Raw genomic sequence first — 18535 nt, 5'->3', positions numbered from 1 at the left:
ATAAAACCTCCCAATTTCAACGAGGTGAAGTTTAATTCAAAAAACACCTTTTGTGAAAATGTATCGCGCGTGCAGGGCTTTGCGGCCCTGATAGGGGTCCGGATTGTTGCCTGATGGGCATAGAAAAACGCCGCGGACAGTGGCCGCGGCGTTCTTGGAACTCGGTACTCGGAGCGGTTTACTGGCTGACTTCAGCCGCCGGATTGGCTCCGGTTTTGCCGCTGCGTCCCGGGTTCAGCGGATCGTCCTGACGCTGAACCGAGCCTTCGAAATGCGCGCCGCTTTCGATGGCGATGGTCTTGTGAATGATGTCGCCCTCAACCCGGGCGGTCGAGGTCAGACGTACTTTCAGGCCCCGTACACGACCCACGATGCGGCCATTCACCACGACGTCGTCTGCGGTCACTTCGCCTTTGATGGTCGCGGTTTCGCCGATAGTCAGAAGATGCGCACGGATGTCGCCTTCGACGGTTCCTTCGACCTGGATGTCACCGGTGGTCTTGATATTGCCGGTGATGTGCAGGTCCGACGACAGAACCGATGCCGGCGGCTTGGGCTTGGGCGCGGTGCTTGCGGCCTTCTGTTCGGTCGGGGCAGGGGTCGCCTGAGGCGCCGGGGCTGCCGGCTTGGCCGTTTCGGATGCCTTGGGTGCGGGCTCGTTGATTTTGCTTTTAGAAAACATTGTTCGCAGCCTTGATGAAGTCCATTGGGTTTACAGGTTTTCCGTTCACGCGCACCTCGTAGTGCAGATGCGTTCCGGTCGACCGTCCGGAATTACCCATATCAGCAATGTGATCCCCGCGCGAGACCCTTTGGCCGACCTTCACGCGGATCTTCGAGTTATGGGCATAAAGTGTCTCAACCCCGAAGGCGTGCTTTATCTTGATCAGACGGCCATAGCCGGATTGCCAGCCCGCATGGGTCACGACACCGTCGGCGGTGGCGAAGATATCCGTGCCCGTCGGGGCCGCAAAGTCGGTGCCCTTGTGCATCCGGCGCCCGCCGGTTTTGGGGTCGCGGCGATAACCATATCCGCTGGTGAACCGGAACGCCGATTTGACCGGTGTGGCAAACGGGGCCTTTTCGGCCGCTATGCGATACAGATTCAGCTGGTCCATCTGCTGCAGAAGCTGATTTGCGCGCACCTCATCTGCCGAAAGCTCTTCGCCGCGGGTGCTGAAGGAAATCGGCGTCAGCGGGCCGCCCATGCCGCTGTAGCCGCGCCGCACTTCGTCAAGCATCCGGTCGGTGGGCATTCCGGCCTCGCGGAACATCTTGTCCAGCGGTTCAACCGAGATCACCATGGCTTCTTCCAACTGGCGGAAGATCTCGTCATTGCGTTCCTGCATCAGCAGGATTTCCAGCTCAAGCTCATCGCGCTGGTCCAGTGCCGCCTGTGCATCCGTGGCGATCTGGTCCCGCTGCTTTGCTGTCCGGGTCAGGGCGTCGGCCATGAATTCGATCTGTGCCGGAGCGGCAGAGACGAACATCGCAACCGATGCGCCATCGGATTTCTCCTGAAGCTCGGCGAGCTGCGCCCGGGCTTCCTCACGCTGCTTCATGGTCGACCGCAGGGTGGTCTGAATGACCTCGATGCCGGTTTCCAGCTCGCGTCGACGGTTTTCGGATTCCAGCAGTTCCGACTGCATCGCCGAGATCTGCTGAAGCGCCGAGTTGAACCGGGCGTGCGCGGCCAGTGCTTCCTTGGCCCGCGCGTCGCGTTCCTGCGACAGGATGTTCAGCCGTTCCTGATAGGTCGCCTGATCGCGCTTGGCCTGTTCACGGAAGTTGCCCGACCCGATGCTGTCCATCAGCAGGATCGCCGTGGCGACCGCCGTCCAGCCGACCATGATCGAAACGCCAAGCGCTGCCACGATCTGCGTCTCCGAGCTGAGCCGGATGAAGCGTGTGTCATTGTCGGATTTCAGGAAGACCCGGCGTTCCGGGAAGTGCCGTTCGAGCAGTGAGTGTAGTTTGATTGCCAGACGGGTTCTCACGCGCCTTACCTCTCATCCCCAATGTCGGGACCGGTCGTGAGTGGATCGCCGCCCCTTGGGCCGATTGCTTAAAGGGCCGGTCCCGGTTGGGCAAGTTTGTTAACCGATTGGTCGACAATTACGGTGTTTTCCCGCACGTCATCGGCAGAAAATTGCCGAAAGCGGCGCGATTCCGTCAGCGTTTCGCGTCTCCCGGGGGCGGCAGATCCTCGGTCAAAGGCCAGTAGAAATCGGGCGGCAGGCCGGCTTCGGCCCGCTTTTCCTCGTTGAAGGGCGGCTTGAGCGCGCCATGGAAATAGCGCCGGACCAGTTGGTGGAACACGTCCTTGGGGTCGGCATTCTCGCGGCCGCACAGAAAGTGGAACCATTTCGAGCCATAGGCTACATGCCCGACTTCTTCGGCATAGATCACTTCAAGCGCGGCCACGGCCTGATCGGCCTTGGCCTTGCGGAAGATGTCGATCATGCCCGGTGTCACGTCGAGACCGCGCGCCTCGAGCACCATCGGCACCACCGCCAGCCGGCCCATCAGGTCTTCGGCGGTGTCCTCGGCCGCACGCCACATCCCGGCATGGGCCGGGAGGGCGCCGTAGTGGCTGCCCATCGCTTCCAGGCAGTCGCAGACCATTTCGAAATGGCGCGATTCCTCCTCGGCGCATTTTACCCAGTCGTCGTAGAAACCGACCGGCATCGGCACATGCCCGAACCGGGCGATGATGTCCCAGTGCAGGTCCACGGCATTCAACTCGATATGGGCCACAGCGTGCAGCAGCGCGATGCGTCCAGCCTCCGAGCCGGGGCGACGGCGCGGCACGTCGCGCGGCGACAGCAGCTCGGGCTTGTCAGGACGCGACGGATGCAACGGTGGCGTGGCTGTCCCGACTTCGATCGCGGGGGCGTCGCTGTTGCGCGCCGCAAACCATTTGGCGGCATAGCGTTTGGAAAGGGCGGTCTTGGACCGCCCATCCGCAGTGGTCAGAACCTCGGTTGCCATCTGGGTCAGGGTTTTGGCCACGGTAATCCTCGGGTTGGATGAAAACTGCCGCCTCTTAGACCGGATGGCCCGCAGCGTCAAAGCGCGCGTACGGCCTCCAGCACCTCATCCACATGGCCGGGAACTTTGACCTTGCGCCAGACGCGGGCGATCTTTCCGTCGGCGTCGATCAGGAAGGTCGAGCGCTCGATCCCCATCGACTTCTTGCCATACATGTTTTTTTCGACCCAGACGCCGTAATCCTCGCACACGGTCGAACCTTCGTCGGACAGCAGCGGAGTGGTCAGCCCGTGCTTGGCGACGAACTTGTCGTGCTTGGCGACGCTGTCGCGAGAGATGCCGAAAACCTGTGCGCCGGCGTCGGCAAAGGATTGAAGCTGCTCCGAGAAACCGATGGATTCCTTGGTGCAGCCCGGCGTATCATCGCGGGGATAAAAGAACAAAACAACGGGACCACCGCGCAGGTCCGACAGAGTAACCGTGCCGCCGCCATCGCGGGGCAAGGTGAAATCGGGGGCGATGTCTGCAACGTCAGGCATTTTGAACTCCGGTCAGGATTTGTAGGTGATGCCGCGTATCATAGGGCGGCTCGGGCAGGTTGAAAGACGTGGACGGCAAATTGGCGCAAGACGAACAGGACGAGGCTGAGAAGGGCGGGAAACCGCCGCGCCCCCGATCCCGTCGGCGGACAGCCGGGCTGTGGGCCTTGCGCGGGGTGTTCCTGCTGGTGTTTCTGGCCGTCCTGTCCGGGGTCATGGTGTTTGGCCATCGGATCCACGCGCCGGAATGGCTGCGCGACCGGGTCGAAACGCGGCTGGAAAACGCTTTGGGCGGCCTGCAGATCCGGTTCGGCGATGTCAGCTTTATCATCAACAAGGAATGGCGCCCGCGTCTGCGGCTCAGCGATGTTTCGATCAGCGACGCCGAGGGGCGCCAGATCGCTCAGGTCTCAAGCATGCAGGCCAGCCTGGCGATGCGTCCGCTGCTGCGCGGCCATGTCCGGCCCAAGCGGATCACCCTCAACGGCGCGCAGATCGCATTGACCCGAGCCGAGGACGGATCGCTCTCGCTGACCGTCGGCTCCGGCAGCGCGCCCGTGCAGAATGCGCCAACCTTGGCCGAATTGATCGAACAGTCCGATCAGGTGTTCCTGTCACCGGTCCTGTCGTCCCTGACCTCGGTCGAGCTTGACGCCATTACGCTGGATTATCGGGACCTGCGCCTTGGGCGGTCCTGGGTTCTGGACGGCGGGCATATTCTGGCGACGAGGAGCGAAGGCGCCCTGCGCCTGGCGACCGGGTTCTCGGTGCTGGCGGGCCGTGACTATGTCAGCATGATCGAAGCGAACTACACCAGCACGCTCGGCTCACCCGAGGCGCAGTTCGGGATTTCGATCACCGATCTTCCAGCGACCGACGTCGCGGCGCAATCGCCTGCGCTGGCCTGGTTGCAGGTGTTGGACACGCCGATCTCGGGCGCATTGCGCGGCAGTATCGACGGGGCGGGGGCGCTCGGGCCTGTATTTGCAACCTTGAACCTTGGGGCAGGGGCTGTTCAGCCCAACCCCGAGACCCGACCGGTTCCGTTCGACTCCGCCCGCACGTATTTCACCTATGATCCGGCGCAGCAGGTTCTGGATTTCAACGAGGTTTCCGTGGTGTCGGGCTGGGGTAGCGTACAGGGCGAGGGCAAAGCTTATCTGAAGGGTGTAGAGGCCGGCACGCTGGAAAGCATGGCGGTGCAGTTCCGTCTGAACGGTATCCGGGTGAACCCGGCCGACCTGTTCGTTGATGCGCTTGAGGTCAAGCAGGCCGATCTGGACTTCCAAGTGCGCCTGAACCCCTTCCGGCTGCAACTGGGGCAGGTCGTGGTCGAAGATGGCGAAGACCTGTTGCGCGCTTCGGGCGAGCTTGTGGGCCTGCCGGAGGGGTGGAGCGTGGATCTGAACGCGCGGCTGGGGCACATGGCATCGGACAAGCTGCTGCATTACTGGCCGCCCCGATTGGCCCCGAAGCCGCGCAAATGGGTGACCGAAAACCTGTACGAAGGCAATCTGTCGGACATGGACTTTGTTCTGAGGTTGCGGCCCGGAGACTCCAAGCCCGAACTGTATCTTGATTTCGATTTCGATGATGCGCTGGTTCGGTTTGCCAAGACCTTGCCGCCGATCCAAGGCGGGCGTGGGCAGGCCACGCTGATTGGCCGTCGGTTCACGGTAACCGCCCGCAAGGGCGTCGTGATCGCCGATGACGGTGGCGCGGTTGATGCCTCTGGGACGTCGTTCATCATCCCAGATACCGACATCAAAAAGAACACACCGGGCATCGTGCGTGTTCAGGCCAGTGGCAGTGTGACCTCGGCCTTGTCGTTGCTTGACCGGGCGCCGCTGCAATTGCTGACCAAGGCAAACCTTCCGGTCGATCTGGCTTCGGGCAGCGTGCGACTGGGCGGCACTCTGTCTCTGCCCTTGATCAAGGGGCTGAAATTCGAGGACACGCAATTTCACGTTCTGGGTGAATTGATTGATCTGGATACGGAAAAACTGGTTCCGGGCTTTCGCATCAGCGCCGCCAAACTGCGCCTGAGCGGGGATCAGACCCAGGTGGCCATAGACGGAGACGGTCTGTTCGGAGAGGTGCCGATACAGGCGACTTGGCGACAGCCGATCGGCGGCAAGACAGCGCAACGCAGCACGCTCAGCGGGCAGATCGAACTGTCCCCGCGGCTGATGGATGAACTGAAGGCCGGATTGCCGTCCGGTATGCTGACCGGGCAAGGCGTGGCGGAGATCAGTCTTGGAATTGGAGGGGGAGAGCCGACAAAGCTGACCGCGACCTCTGATCTGGTCGGCGTCGGAATGGGAATTCCCGAACTGGGTTGGCAAAAATCCGCAGCCACTGCCGGCACGTTGGCCACCGAGGCGACGCTGGGCGATCAACTGCGAGTGGACAGCCTGCGGATTGATGCCGCCGGATTGCGCGCGGTGGCTTCGATCTCGATCGCGAATGGCGCTTTGGATCGGGTTCAGTTCAGTTCTTTTGAACTGGGCGATTGGTTGGCTGTTCCGGCCGAGTTGATCGGCCGTGGCGCCGCGGCGCCGGATATCCGCGTTCTGGGGGGCGTTCTAAACCTGGGCAAAGCGACGTTCGGCAGTAGCAGCGGCGGCGGCGCGTCATCCGGTCGAGGCCCGAACCTTGACGTGGCGCTGGACCGGCTGCAGGTGACCGAGGAAGTAGCCCTGACCGGTTTGAAGGGCAATTTCGAAACGACCGGAGGTTTGAAGGGTGGATTTTCCGCTCAGGTCAACGGAGGCGCCCCGGTCCAGGGTCAGGTCGTGCCCAGCGGATCACGCAGTGCGGTTAGCCTGCAGTCCGTGGACGCCGGTGCGGTGCTGCGGTCTGCCGGTTTGTTGACCCAGGCCAGAGGGGGAAAGCTGCAACTCCGGTTGAATCCGGTGGCTGGCCCGGGCAACTACGATCTGACACTGAAAATCACGGACACGCGGATCCAGGATGCTCCGGCCATGGCGGCGTTGCTGAATGCCATCAGCCTTGTGGGTTTGCTGACCGAGATGGCCGGGCAGGGGATCTACTTCTCATCAATCGACAGCGAGATGCGGATCACGCCGACCGAGGTCAAGATTCTCAGCGGCAGTGCGGTCGGGCCGTCGATGGGGCTGTCCTTCGACGGGACTGTGGATACCGAACGAAAGTTCCTGAACCTGCGCGGCGCGATCTCTCCGATCTATATGGTGAACGCGATTGGCAGCGTCCTGACCAAGAAGGGCGAGGGCGTATTCGCGTTCAACTATACGCTGGTGGGCCCGATCTCGGCCCCGCAAGTGTCCGTGAACCCGCTGTCCGGTCTGGCGCCACTGTTTCTGCGCAACTTGCTACGAGAACCTGCCCCAACCGTTTCCGACGGCCCCAAAGCAACGCCTGTCGCACCGGACGGACCCAGCCCGTCGGTGGGTAGCCGGGGCGAGGACCGCTGACGCAGAGTGTGGCCGAATCTGTTCGGGCGATGTATGGCGCCGCCATGAAGCTGAGTGATTTCGATTTCGACCTGCCTGATGATCTGATTGCCACGCGGCCCGCCAGCCCGCGGTCTTCGGCGCGCCTGCTGGTGGCACAGGGTGACGCGATCTCGGATGATCGGGTGTTCAACCTGCCCGACTGGCTTCGCCCCGGTGATCGGCTGGTGCTGAACGACACGCGCGTCATCCCGGCCCGGCTGAGCGGCCGGCGTCACCGTGACAGCGCCCAGGGTCCGGTCTCGGCCGCGATCGAGGCCACCTTGCTTGAGCCCCGCGCGGACGGCACCTGGGGCGCATTGCTGAAACCGCTCAAGAAGATCCGGGTGGGCGAAGAGATCGTGTTCTCCGTCGACCTCAGCGCGGTTCTGGAAGGGGTCGCCGACGGCCAGGCCCATCTGCGCTTCAATCTGAAGGGCGATGATTTCGACCGGGCGCTCGAGCAGGCCGGAGCAATGCCTTTGCCCCCCTACATCGCGGCCAAACGGTCGGCGGACGAGCGTGACAAGACCGATTACCAGACCGTTTGGGCGCGGCAGGCCGGGGCCGTGGCGGCACCGACCGCCTCTCTGCACTTTGACGAGCCATTGTTGCAAGCCCTTGCGGATCGAGGTGTCGAGTTCACCCATGTTACCCTGCACGTCGGGGCCGGAACGTTCCTGCCGGTCAAGGTCGAGGATGTGACGACCCACAAGATGCACGCCGAATGGGGACAGGTCAGCCCGCAGGCCGCAGCCGAGATTCAGGCGACCAAAGCCTCGGGTGGTCGCGTCATCCCGGTCGGCACCACCGCCTTGCGACTGATCGAAAGTGCCGCGCGCGATGGATCGATCCAGCCTTGGGAGGGGGAGACCGACATCTTCATCTACCCCGGCTTCCAGTTTCAGGTCACCGACGCGCTGATGACCAATTTCCATCTGCCGAAATCGACGCTTCTGATGCTGGTTTCGGCGCTGATGGGACCGGACAGGATGCTGCGGGTCTATGATCATGCGATCAAAAGTGGCTATCGCTTTTTTTCCTATGGTGACGCGTCGCTTTTGATCCCTTAGAGGGCGGGATCGCGGGATCGAATCTGGCGAATGTCGTAGACAAGCGCGACCGGGACATCGTTTGATCCTTTAACGAAAGCCATTGTTCAGCGGATTTGGAGTGCAAACATGCTTCAGGTACTTGCCAGCGCGTGGGCGCTTCTACTCGGAATGGGTCTGCTGATGATCGGCAACGGCCTGCAGGGCACGCTGTTGGGTGTCCGGGGCGAGATCGAAGGGTTTTCGACCCTGCAGATGTCATTTGTCATGTCCGCGTATTTCGTGGGCTTTCTGGGCGGATCCCGTCTTGCACCCGAGATGATACGGCGGGTCGGGCACGTGCGGGTCTTCGCGGCGCTGGCGTCCTTCATCTCTGCCGTGATGATCAGCTATCCGATGCTGACCGATCCGATCGCGTGGTCGCTGGGCCGTGTTGTGATCGGGTTCTGCTTTTCCGGCGTGTACGTGACCGCCGAAAGCTGGCTGAACAACGCCGCGAGCAACGAAAACCGTGGCCAGGCTTTGTCGCTTTACATGATCGTCCAGATGATCGGTATTGTCAGCGCGCAGGCACTGATGCTTGTCGGTGACCCGGCCGGGTACGAAACCTTTGTGATTGCCTCGATCCTGGTTTCCGTTTCCTTTGCGCCGATCCTTTTGTCGATTTCACCGACGCCGGCGTTTGATACGACCAAGCCGATGACGCTCAGGCAGCTCATGGACACGTCGCCCTTGGGCTGTGTCGGCATGTTCCTGTTGGGCGGCATCTTCTCGGCTCAGTTCGGCATGGCCGCGGTTTACGGCGCGCGGGCCGGGCTGACACTGGTCGAGATTTCAACCTTTGTGGCGTCATTCTACATCGGCGCATTGGTTCTGCAGTACCCGTTGGGCTGGTTTTCGGACCGTATGGACCGGCGCCTGTTGATCCTGCTGGTGTCGGTCGTTGGCGGCATCAGTGCGGCGGTGGGCATGGTTTTCGGGGTCGACTTCCCGGTTTTGCTGGCTGCGGCCTTTGTCATCGGCGGCATGTCCAATCCACTGTATTCCCTGCTGATCGCCTACACCAACGACTACCTCGAGCACGAAGATATGGCGGCCGCGTCCGGCGGGCTGATTTTCATCAACGGGCTTGGCGCAATTGCCGGTCCGCTGATCACCGGCTGGTTGATGGGGGATGCCGTGTTCGGGCCGTCCGGCTTCTTCCTGTTCATTGCCGCACTACTGTTTGCCATGGCGGTCTATGCGGTCTACCGGATGACCCAGCGGGCCTCGGTGCCCGTGGACGAAACCGGCACCATGTCGCCGCTGTACCCGACGGCATCGCCGGTCGCACTGGAAGTTGCGCAAGAAGTCGCGATCGAAGCGGCGCAGGACGAAGAGGAAGAACACCAACCTGCCTGACCGCCGGATTTATGTCGTCAATGTTGCAATATGTTACTGTAACAAGTCTGTAAAACCGACTTATATGACGTTACGTCCCTCGGGGGGGAACAGACGGAGTCAAGGGCAATGGTTGGTCCTGAAGAAGTACTGAGTTTCTGGTTGGATGAAGTGGGCCCCGAGGGGTGGTACCGCGAAGATGAAGCGCTGGATGCGCAGATACGGGACCGCTTCCTTGAGACATGGCAAGCCGCGTGCGAGGGTAAGTTCTCTCTGTGGTTGACATATCCCAGCGGATCGCTGGCCTACATCATCCTCATGGACCAGTTTCCGCGCAACATGTTCCGGGGCAGCGGCAAAGCCTTCTCGTCCGACAAGGCGGCACTGGCAGCGGCGAAATGTGCCGTCGACAAGGAATGGGATCTGAAGATCGACGAGCCCGCCCGACAGTTCTTCTACCTTCCGATGATGCATTCAGAGAACCTGTGCGATCAGGAGCGCTGTGTGCGCCTGATGTGCCAGCGCATGCCGGAACATGGTGCAAGCAACCTGCTGCATGCCCGCGCCCATCGTGAGGTGATCCGGAAATTCGGGCGTTTCCCGTACCGCAACGCGGCGCTTGCCCGTGAGACGACGGCACCCGAAGCCGCATATGTCAGCGGCGGCGGATACGGCACAACGGTGCGTGAGTTGCAGGCGGCGGGTTAGGCCGCCTTCCCACATCCGCGCAATTCGATCAGCCTGGCCGTTGTGGCATCGACGGCCGTGGTGATTGCGTAATCAATCAGTAGCTGAGGGTTTTCGACCAGTTCGTTGAGGCGGGCCTGCGTGGTTTCCAGCTTGGCCTGGACCTCGTCCAATCGCACCAGCGCCTGCTGAAGCTTCTGCTTCAACTCCGGCTCATCATCTCCCAGGATGCGAATACCGGACAGATCAGCGCGCAGACTTGCAAGATCCTCTCGGACGCCCTGCGCCTGTTCACGCAGCGGCTGAACCATTTGCAGGCTTTCTCTGAAGTTGTCCTGAATATTCTCGACGCTTCGCGCCAGCTTCCAACCAAGGAACAGACACAGAGCCACAAGGATCAGTGTGGCGTTCAAAAGGGCAAGCAACAAATCTTTGAGAGTCCTGGCCATGATTGGTTTCCCTAAAATCTGCAGATCCGAAATTCGAACATGATTGCAGGTCTTTTCTAGCCTTCAAGGGACGCGGGGTATAGGCTGAATACCGCGCGCTCTTGTTTTGATGACCCTGCGTCACATATGTCGCGGGGCAGCATATTGATGCGTTCAAAAAAATAGTTTAACGGTAAACTAGTTTTCAATCGACCTGCGCCGAGAGGTAAACATGGCTGCACAATCCTTTGATCTGATCGTAATCGGTGCGGGCCCCGGCGGCTATGTGGCTGCCATTCGTGCGGCCCAACTGGGCCTCAAGACCGCCGTGGTCGAGCGCGAGCATCTGGGCGGCATCTGCCTGAACTGGGGCTGCATCCCGACCAAGGCCTTGCTGCGGTCGGCCGAAGTGTTCCACCTGATGGAGCGCGCAAAGGACTTCGGTCTGAGTGCCGACAAGATCGGTTACGATCTGGACGCGGTCGTCAAACGCTCGCGCGGGGTTGCCAAGCAACTGACCAGCGGCGTCGGTCATCTGCTGAAGAAGAACAAAGTCACCGTCGTGATGGGCGAGGCGACAATCCCGTCGAAAGGCAAAGTGACGGTCAAGACCGACAAGGGCACCGAGGATCTGACGGCGAAGAACATCATCTTGGCCACCGGTGCCCGTGCGCGCGAGTTGCCGGGCCTGGAAGCAGATGGCGATCTGGTCTGGACCTACAAACATGCGCTGCAACCGGCCCGGATGCCGAAAAAGCTGCTTGTTATCGGGTCCGGAGCGATCGGGATCGAGTTTGCCAGCTTCTACAATACGTTGGGCGCAGACACGACCGTGGTCGAAGTGATGGATCGGGTCTTGCCGGTCGAAGATGCCGAGATCAGCGCGTTCGCCAAGAAATCGTTTGTCAAACAGGGCATGAAGATCATGGAGAAATCCATGGTCAAGCAGCTGGATCGCGGCAAAGGCAAGGTGACGGCTCATATCGAAACCGGCGGCAAGGTCGAAAAGCACGATTTCGATACTGTCATCTCTGCCGTTGGGATCGTCGGAAATGTCGAGAACCTCGGGCTTGAGGCGCTGGGCGTCAAAATTGACCGCACCCATGTGGTGACGGATGCATACTGCCGGACCGGGGTCGATGGCCTCTATGCAATCGGCGACATCGCCGGGGCGCCTTGGCTTGCGCACAAGGCCAGCCACGAAGGCGTGATGGTCGCAGAACTCATCGCTGGCAAACATGCCCATCCCGTGAAACCGGAGAGCATCGCTGGATGTACCTATTGTCATCCCCAGGTCGCGTCGGTTGGCTATACCGAGGCCAAGGCCAAGGAGCTTGGCTTTGATGTCAAGGTGGGCCGCTTCCCGTTCATCGGCAATGGCAAGGCAATTGCATTGGGCGAGCCGGAAGGCATGATAAAAACCGTATTCGACGCGAAAACCGGCGAGTTGCTGGGCGCCCATATGGTTGGTGCGGAAGTGACCGAACTGATTCAGGGCTATGTCGTCGGTCGCCAGTTGGAGACTACCGAAGAAGACCTGATGAATACAGTCTTCCCGCACCCGACCTTGTCGGAAATGATGCATGAATCGGTTTTGGACGCCTACGGGCGCGTGATCCACATGTAAAACGGTCTGTCCGCGGGCTGCGGCTTATGGGGGCGGTGCCCCCGGCCGCGTTGCCCGCGACACCCCCGGGATACTGCCGGCCAGATGAAGTTCGCATCCGCGCTTCACCCGGCTCGGAGTATCCCGGAGCGCAAGGCAGCGCCTTGCGATATTCGCGGCTATCGGCTCAGAGCGTCCAGAATTCGGGCCCACGAGCGGATCCCTTTGTGAAAGCTCTTCACGTCGTATTTTTCATTGGGCGAATGGATTGCGTCATCGTCGTTGGCATAGCCGACCAACATTGAATCCAGACCCAGGACCGTATTGAAATACCCCACCACCGGGATCGATCCTCCCATGCCGGTGAAAACGGCTTCGCGCCCCCATTCGTCGGACAGTGCGGCGCGTGCCGCTTCGAATTCCGGGCGATCCAGGTTCATCACGGATGCGGGGGAGCCTTCGAGATCATTGTCCCAGACGACTTTGGCGTCAGGCGAGAGCCGGTCTTCAACATGCTTCCGGATCTTGTCGCGCAGTTTGTCCGGGTCCATTTCACCGACCAGGCGACAGGTGATCTTGCAGTGCGCCTGGCTGGGGATCACCGTTTTCGAACCGGCGCCATTGTAGCCGCCCCACAGCCCGTTGATCTCCAGCGTCGGGCGCGCCCACTGCTGTTCCAGGGTCGAGTACCCTTTCTCACCATGAGGTCGCGTGTAGCCTACCGAGTTGAGGTACTCGGCCTCGTCAAAACCACAGTTCTCCCACTGGCGCAGCTGTTCGGCGGGGACTTCGTGGACTCCTTCGTAGAAACCTTCCACAGCGACCCGTCCGGTTTCCTCATCGTAGAACGAGGCAACGATCCGCGAGATTTCCCGCAGCGGGTTTAAGCCGGGGCCGCCGTAATGGCCGGAATGCAGGTCGATGCGCGGACCGATGATGGTGAATTCGTCCTTGAGCATGCCGCGCAGTTGCGATGCGATCGAGGGCACCCCGCGTGATACCATCGAGGTGTCGCAGACCAGCGCCAGATCGGCCTTCAACTCTTCCTTGTTGGCCTCGAGAAATGGGACCAGCGAAGGTGAACCGGACTCCTCTTCGCCTTCGAAGAAAAACGTGATGCGGCAAGGCAGCTTGCCGTTGACCGCCTTCCAGGCGCGGCAGGCTTCGACAAATGTCATTAGCTGACCCTTGTCATCCGAAGAGCCCCGTCCGCGGATGACCTGACCGTGTTCTGTCTCTTCCAGCGCCGGGTCGAACGGGTCACGGTTCCACAGGTCCAAGGGATCAACGGGCTGCACATCATAATGGCCGTAGAACAACACGTGCGGGGCGTCCGCGTCGTCGCCGACATGGCCCACGACCATCGGGTGGCCCGGGGTCGGGTGCTTTTTCGCATCAATCCCGATGCTTTTGAGGTCGTCGACCAACCAGTCGGCCGCCTTGTCCACGTCTTTCTTGAAGGCCGGATCGGTGGAAATCGACGGGATTCGCAGAAACTCCATCAGCCGCTCGATGGAGGCTGAGAGGTCAGAGTCGATTTTGCTCAGAGTGGCGTCAAGCGACATGGGTGTACTCCTGAATGGATGAGATATTGCGGCGGACCCTAACAGCGCTGGCAGCGCCGTCCAGCCCGTAGCGGCGGGAAAACGCGCGTCTGATCGGAAACATTCTGCGCGAAACGGGACGTAACCTGCGTCGTTTCCTCGCGCCTTATGGTCTCAACTTTACTTGTCGCTGCGGGTTCAAGGCGATAATTGATGCAAATCAAAGTTGCGACCCCTGTCTGGGCGTTAGGCAGGAAACCTGAAAATAGGCGCGGATGCGGCCGAAAAATCGGTTATGATACGCATCGGAACACAGCCTTGCCGTGCAATCACCCTGCGGCGGGGTCACGAAGGAGGGTCCTTTGGACTACACTGCTCAGCTCGACTCAGCGATTGCAAGGCTGCACGACGAAGGCCGTTACCGGACCTTCATCGACATCGAACGCCGCAACGGACATTTTCCCCTTGCCGTGCGTACGCGTCCGGACGGGTCACAGCAGAACATCACCGTCTGGTGCGGCAACGACTACCTTGGCATGGGGCAGCACCCCGTCGTGCTGGCGGCGATGCACGAGGCGATCGACGCAGCCGGAGCGGGTTCTGGCGGGACGCGCAACATCTCGGGTACGACCGTCTACCACAAGCGGCTCGAGGCCGAGCTGGCCGATCTGCACGGCAAGGAAGCGGCCCTGCTGTTCACCAGCGCCTACATCGCCAATGACGCCACGCTCAGCACGCTGCCCAAGCTGTTTCCCGGGCTGATCATCTATTCCGACGAACTGAACCACGCGTCGATGATCGAAGGCGTGCGCCGCAATGGCGGGGCCAAGCGGATCTTCCGTCACAACGACGTTGAGCACCTGCGCGAGCTGCTGCAGGCCGACGATCCGGCGGCGCCGAAGCTGATCGCGTTCGAGTCGGTCTACTCGATGGATGGCGACTTTGGTCCGATCGAACAGATCTGCGACTTGGCCGACGAATTCGGCGCGCTGACCTATATCGACGAAGTGCACGCGGTTGGCATGTATGGCCCGCGCGGTGGCGGTGTGACCGAGAGGGACCGCCTGGCGCACCGGATTGACATCATCAATGGCACTTTGGCCAAAGCCTACGGCGTGATGGGTGGGTATATCGCAGCAAGCGCGAAGATGTGCGATGCGGTCCGTTCATATGCCCCGGGCTTCATCTTCACCACCTCGCTGCCACCATCGGTCGCGGCCGGTGCTGCGGCCTCGGTGGCGTATCTCAAGACAGCGCCCGAACTGCGTGAGCAGCATCAGACCCAAGCCAAGATCCTCAAGCTGCGACTGAAGGGTCTGGGCTTGCCGCTGATCGATCACGGCAGCCACATCGTTCCGGTGATCGTTGGCAACCCGGTGCACACCAAAAAGCTCAGCGACATGCTGCTGGACGACTACGGGATCTACGTGCAACCGATCAATTTCCCGACCGTTCCGCGGGGGACGGAGCGTCTGCGCTTTACGCCTTCGCCGGTTCATGGACCCAACGAGATGAACCGTCTGGTCCAGGCCATGGACGAACTTTGGTCACATTGTGCGCTAAATCGCGCCGAACTTGCTGGTTAACCTAACGCCGACATGTGCAACTTGTTTGCCGCGTGTTAAGCTTACGCTAACAAAAGTAGCGGACGAATCGTTATGGGGATGATTCGCCGTTAGCGTGAAACACGCGATGGGCAGAATGGGGCAGCAGGAATGATTGGGCGCAGGACACAGCGCAATTCCGAAGAAGACGTGGACGTCAGGCCCAAGGGGTTCGACGACTACGAAGTACGGCTTGGCGACGTGATGCGCGGTGAGCGCGCAACGATGGGCAAGTCTCTTCTCGACGTACAGCGCGAACTGCGGATCAAGGCCAACTACATCGCTGCCATCGAGAATGCCGATCCCGACGCATTCGACACACCCGGCTTCATCGCCGGGTATGTGCGTTCTTACGCCCGTTATCTGGGGATGAACCCTGACGACACTTTTGCCGCGTTCTGCAAGGAAAGCGGGTTCGAAGTGGCACATGGAATGTCCGCACAGGCATCGGTCGTCAAAAAATCGGTCGGGGACCTTCCGAACCGTGGCCCGATGGGGCGCGATCCGTTCATTTCGCCGAACACGCCCTACATTCCCGGCCGCGAGTCCGTGTTCAGCCAGATCGAGCCGCGTGCCGTAGGCTCGTCGCTTGTCCTCCTCGCGCTGATTGCCGGGATCGGATATGGCGGCTGGTCGGTTCTGAACAAGATCCAGCAGGTTCAGGTCTCGCCCGTCGAACAGGCCCCGGTCGTGCTGTCCGATCTTGACCCGCTGTCGGCCATCCGGACCGAGTCCGGAACGACCGAGGTTGCGGCCGCAGAAATTCCCAGCCCCGAAGCGCTGGACCGTCTCTACCGCCCCCAAGCACTGGATGTACCGGTGATGGTTGCGCGGGATGCCCCGATTTCCACACTCGATCCTCGGACCGTAGGCACGTTCCGTCCGCCGGAAGTCCCGGAAATCGCGCTGGCTGAAATTCATACCGTCGAAAGAACTGCCGCGACCCTTCCACAGGTGGTTGAAAAGGTCGACACGTCGCTGAAAATCGTCGCGGTCGAACCGGCCTGGATGCGGGTCACCGCAGCGGATGGCAGCGTGATCTTCGAAGGCACGTTGGGAACCGTCGAAAACGGCAAGAGCTTTGAGGTTCCCCTGACGGAAGAGCCGCCGCAACTGCGGGCCGGTGCGTCGGGCAACGTGTATTTCTCGATGAACGGCGAGCTCTATGGGCCGGCCGGTGCACCGGGAACCGTCGCCAAGGGTGTGGTTCTGTCCAAGGACGCTGTGGCCGAGACCTATGCCGTGGCGGATCTTGAGGCTGAGCAAAACATTGCGCTCAAACAACTGGTGGCCGAGCTTCAGACACAATCCGCCGAGGCGCCGGCAGAGTGATCTTGCCATTGCGGCGGGCTTGCCCCCGGACTATCTAAAGGCCAGACCCCAGGCTGACGCGGATCCGTTTTCATGTCTCTGAACCATGTGCGCCCTTGGCGCGACATCTATCGCCGCAAATCCCGCCAGATCATGGTGGGCAATGTCCCGGTAGGTGGCGACGCGCCGATTGCCGTTCAGACCATGACCAACACGCTGACGACCGATGTCGCCGCGACCGTGGCGCAGGTACAAGCTGCGGCAGAGGCGGGGGCCGATATCGTGCGCGTTTCGGTCCCGGACGAGGCGTCGTCGAAAGCGTTGAAGGAGATCGTGCGCGAAAGCCCGGTGCCGATCGTGGCGGATATCCATTTCCACTATCGCCGCGGGATCGAGGCCGCCGAGGCCGGTGCCGCCTGCCTGCGCATCAATCCGGGCAATATCGGTGACGAGGCGCGGGTGAAAGAGGTCATCAAGGCCGCACGCGACCACAATTGCTCGATCCGCATCGGCGTGAACGCGGGCAGCCTGGAAAAGCACCTGCTGGAGAAATATGGCGAGCCGTGCCCTGAAGCGATGGTGGAAAGCGGGTTGGAGCATATCCGTATTCTGCAGGATAACGATTTCCACGAATTCAAGATCAGCGTGAAGGCCAGCGACGTGTTCCTGTCGGCCGCGGCCTATCAGGGCATCGCCGAGGCCACCGACGCCCCGATCCATCTGGGCATCACCGAGGCCGGTGGGCTGGTCAGCGGCACGATCAAGTCGGCCATCGGGCTGGGCAACCTGCTGTGGATGGGCATCGGCGACACGATCCGCGTCAGCCTGTCCGCCGATCCGGTCGAAGAGGTGAAGGTCGGGTTCGAGATCCTCAAGTCTCTTGGCCTGCGCCATCGGGGCGTGAACATCATCTCGTGCCCGTCCTGCGCGCGGCAGGGGTTCGACGTGATCAAAACCGTCGAGTCGCTGGAACATCGGCTGGAGCATATCAAGACGCCGATGAGCCTGTCGATCATCGGCTGCGTCGTCAACGGCCCGGGCGAGGCGTTGATGACCGATGTCGGTTTTACCGGCGGCGGCGCAGGCTCGGGCATGGTGTATCTGGCGGGCAAGGCCAGCCACAAGATGTCGAACGAACAGATGATCGACCACATCGTCGAGCAGGTGGAAAAGAAGGCGGCCGAGCTGGAAGCCGCGGCCGAGTCGGCGGAGTAGTACTTTAACTTCGATCCGGAACTAATTCATCATAAGCCATTTTTAGGACCATTTTTGCGGTATCAATCGCGATATCGACTGTCTGGACCGGAGTTCGATTCTTTGAAACCAATGCCTTTCGTGACGGCCCTTGCCGTCGTCCTTCTTTCTGCGTGCAGCAGCCCCTCTACCGGGTCGGACAAACGCCCCGGTTTCTTCAGTGTTCCAGTTCCGCAGTCTGCACCGGGGACGCAACTTGGGTATATGTCGGTGCATGTGTCCGGTTTCGGAAATGACGGAGTGACAACGCGCGCAGACGTCCGGCTCAGCCCGGGCGGGACCGGCAAACCGCGGGGCCGTTTGACCCCGATCATGAATGTCGACCCGCAGCTGGCGTCTCGGGTCGCGGTATCGTTCAAAACCGGTCAGGATGCCCAGGCGGCCTATGCTTTGGCGAAACAGATCGCCAGGGCGACCTACTGCCCAACCGGCCCAATTTCTGAAAACACCGGTATTCGCAAGTACGACAATCCCCAGGACCTGCAGGCAATTCTGGCTGAAAGCAAACGGCAGGGGCGTGACGTCATTCCATCGGGAATTCGGGGCAAATCCGTACCCGCGACCCAATTTAGAAAAACTGGAACTCCGACATGGGTCGTGTCGATGAAATGCGACGCCCCGTATCCAAACGACTAGGGCGTCGTTTCAACGGGGCGGCGATCAAGC

Annotated in this window: 15 protein-coding genes; 9 read left to right on the top strand and 6 right to left on the bottom strand. The window is 61.0% G+C overall.

Annotation, left to right across the window (positions count from 1 at the left end):
• Positions 1–178: 178 nt before the first annotated feature.
• The 4 genes from GOW72_RS07135 to GOW72_RS07120 form a co-directional block, all read right to left on the bottom strand.
• The gene (locus GOW72_RS07135; RefSeq protein WP_170338122.1) at positions 179–682 is read right to left on the bottom strand and encodes a bactofilin family protein; all 504 of its coding nucleotides are present in this window, start codon (positions 680–682) and stop codon (positions 179–181) included.
• The gene (locus GOW72_RS07130) at positions 672–1997 is read right to left on the bottom strand and encodes a DUF5930 domain-containing protein (protein ID WP_170366269.1); all 1326 of its coding nucleotides are present in this window, start codon (positions 1995–1997) and stop codon (positions 672–674) included. The genes GOW72_RS07135 and GOW72_RS07130 overlap by 11 nt, the downstream gene beginning before the upstream one ends.
• Before the next feature lie 175 nt (positions 1998–2172).
• The gene (locus tag GOW72_RS07125) at positions 2173–2991 is read right to left on the bottom strand and encodes a ferritin-like domain-containing protein (RefSeq protein WP_170366766.1); all 819 of its coding nucleotides are present in this window, start codon (positions 2989–2991) and stop codon (positions 2173–2175) included.
• Between the two features lie 77 nt (positions 2992–3068).
• The gene (locus GOW72_RS07120) at positions 3069–3530 is read right to left on the bottom strand and encodes a peroxiredoxin (protein WP_170366267.1); all 462 of its coding nucleotides are present in this window, start codon (positions 3528–3530) and stop codon (positions 3069–3071) included.
• Between the two features lie 68 nt (positions 3531–3598).
• On the opposite strand from GOW72_RS07120, the gene GOW72_RS07115 reads away from it, so the two are divergent.
• From GOW72_RS07115 to GOW72_RS07100, 4 genes are all read left to right on the top strand, one after another.
• Positions 3599–6985 carry a YhdP family protein gene (locus GOW72_RS07115; RefSeq protein ID WP_342355355.1) on the top strand — a complete coding sequence of 1129 codons (3387 nt, stop codon included), beginning with the start codon at positions 3599–3601 and terminating at the stop codon, positions 6983–6985.
• 44 nt (positions 6986–7029) lie between these two features.
• Positions 7030–8076 carry a tRNA preQ1(34) S-adenosylmethionine ribosyltransferase-isomerase QueA gene (gene queA / locus GOW72_RS07110; protein ID WP_170366765.1) on the top strand — a complete coding sequence of 349 codons (1047 nt, stop codon included), beginning with the start codon at positions 7030–7032 and terminating at the stop codon, positions 8074–8076.
• Positions 8077–8184: 108 nt separating this feature from the next.
• Positions 8185–9456: an MFS transporter gene (locus tag GOW72_RS07105; protein ID WP_170358807.1), complete on the top strand. Its 1272-nt coding sequence runs from the start codon at positions 8185–8187 to the stop codon at positions 9454–9456.
• Between the two features lie 108 nt (positions 9457–9564).
• Positions 9565–10143 (top strand): DUF924 family protein, encoded by a 579-nt coding sequence (locus tag GOW72_RS07100; RefSeq protein ID WP_170338132.1) that lies wholly within the window; start codon positions 9565–9567, stop codon positions 10141–10143.
• Here GOW72_RS07100 and GOW72_RS07095 read toward each other — a convergent pair.
• Positions 10140–10571, bottom strand: coding sequence for a hypothetical protein (locus GOW72_RS07095; protein ID WP_170366263.1), 432 nt, complete (start codon positions 10569–10571; stop codon positions 10140–10142). The two genes, GOW72_RS07100 and GOW72_RS07095, sit on opposite strands and share 4 nt — an antisense overlap.
• Positions 10572–10782: 211 nt before the next feature.
• Between GOW72_RS07095 and lpdA the strand changes: the two genes are divergently transcribed.
• A complete protein-coding gene (gene lpdA / locus GOW72_RS07090; RefSeq protein ID WP_170358809.1) occupies positions 10783–12177 on the top strand; it encodes a dihydrolipoyl dehydrogenase in 1395 nt (464 codons plus the stop codon).
• A 158-nt stretch (positions 12178–12335) separates the two neighbouring features.
• Here lpdA and GOW72_RS07085 read toward each other — a convergent pair whose 3' ends face one another.
• Positions 12336–13721: a dipeptidase gene (locus tag GOW72_RS07085; RefSeq protein WP_170366261.1), complete on the bottom strand. Its 1386-nt coding sequence runs from the start codon at positions 13719–13721 to the stop codon at positions 12336–12338.
• A gap of 341 nt (positions 13722–14062) precedes the next feature.
• On the opposite strand from GOW72_RS07085, the gene hemA reads away from it, so the two are divergent.
• The 4 genes from hemA (at position 14063) to GOW72_RS07065 (ending at position 18505) form a co-directional block, all read left to right on the top strand.
• On the top strand, positions 14063–15286 hold the full coding sequence (gene hemA, locus GOW72_RS07080; protein WP_170366259.1) for a 5-aminolevulinate synthase: 1224 nt from the start codon (positions 14063–14065) through the stop codon (positions 15284–15286).
• A gap of 129 nt (positions 15287–15415) precedes the next feature.
• The gene (locus GOW72_RS07075; protein ID WP_170338648.1) at positions 15416–16636 is read left to right on the top strand and encodes a helix-turn-helix domain-containing protein; all 1221 of its coding nucleotides are present in this window, start codon (positions 15416–15418) and stop codon (positions 16634–16636) included.
• A gap of 72 nt (positions 16637–16708) precedes the next feature.
• On the top strand, positions 16709–17830 hold the full coding sequence (ispG, locus tag GOW72_RS07070; RefSeq protein WP_170366257.1) for a flavodoxin-dependent (E)-4-hydroxy-3-methylbut-2-enyl-diphosphate synthase: 1122 nt from the start codon (positions 16709–16711) through the stop codon (positions 17828–17830).
• Between the two features lie 279 nt (positions 17831–18109).
• A complete protein-coding gene (locus tag GOW72_RS07065; protein ID WP_170366255.1) occupies positions 18110–18505 on the top strand; it encodes a hypothetical protein in 396 nt (131 codons plus the stop codon).
• Positions 18506–18535 lie beyond the last annotated feature (30 nt).

The organism is Ruegeria arenilitoris, assembly GCF_013032855.1.
Lineage (GTDB): Bacteria > Pseudomonadota > Alphaproteobacteria > Rhodobacterales > Rhodobacteraceae > Ruegeria > Ruegeria arenilitoris.
Note: the sequence above shows the minus strand (reverse complement) of the source record. Positions and strands in the feature narration are given on the sequence as shown.

What these genes read in the sequence shown, in the direction of transcription:
- GOW72_RS07105 (WP_170358807.1), top strand. Translation starts at nt 8,185, where the DNA reads ATGCTTCAGGTACTTGCCAGCGCGTGGGCGCTTCTACTCGGAATGGGT.
- GOW72_RS07135 (WP_170338122.1), bottom strand. Translation starts at nt 682, where the DNA reads ATGTTTTCTAAAAGCAAAATCAACGAGCCCGCACCCAAGGCATCCGAA.
- GOW72_RS07075 (WP_170338648.1), top strand. Translation starts at nt 15,416, where the DNA reads ATGATTGGGCGCAGGACACAGCGCAATTCCGAAGAAGACGTGGACGTC.
- GOW72_RS07085 (WP_170366261.1), bottom strand. Translation starts at nt 13,721, where the DNA reads ATGTCGCTTGACGCCACTCTGAGCAAAATCGACTCTGACCTCTCAGCC.
- GOW72_RS07095 (WP_170366263.1), bottom strand. Translation starts at nt 10,571, where the DNA reads ATGGCCAGGACTCTCAAAGATTTGTTGCTTGCCCTTTTGAACGCCACA.
- GOW72_RS07125 (WP_170366766.1), bottom strand. Translation starts at nt 2,991, where the DNA reads ATGGCAACCGAGGTTCTGACCACTGCGGATGGGCGGTCCAAGACCGCC.
- ispG (WP_170366257.1), top strand. Translation starts at nt 16,709, where the DNA reads ATGTCTCTGAACCATGTGCGCCCTTGGCGCGACATCTATCGCCGCAAA.
- GOW72_RS07100 (WP_170338132.1), top strand. Translation starts at nt 9,565, where the DNA reads ATGGTTGGTCCTGAAGAAGTACTGAGTTTCTGGTTGGATGAAGTGGGC.
- GOW72_RS07120 (WP_170366267.1), bottom strand. Translation starts at nt 3,530, where the DNA reads ATGCCTGACGTTGCAGACATCGCCCCCGATTTCACCTTGCCCCGCGAT.
- queA (WP_170366765.1), top strand. Translation starts at nt 7,030, where the DNA reads ATGAAGCTGAGTGATTTCGATTTCGACCTGCCTGATGATCTGATTGCC.
- lpdA (WP_170358809.1), top strand. Translation starts at nt 10,783, where the DNA reads ATGGCTGCACAATCCTTTGATCTGATCGTAATCGGTGCGGGCCCCGGC.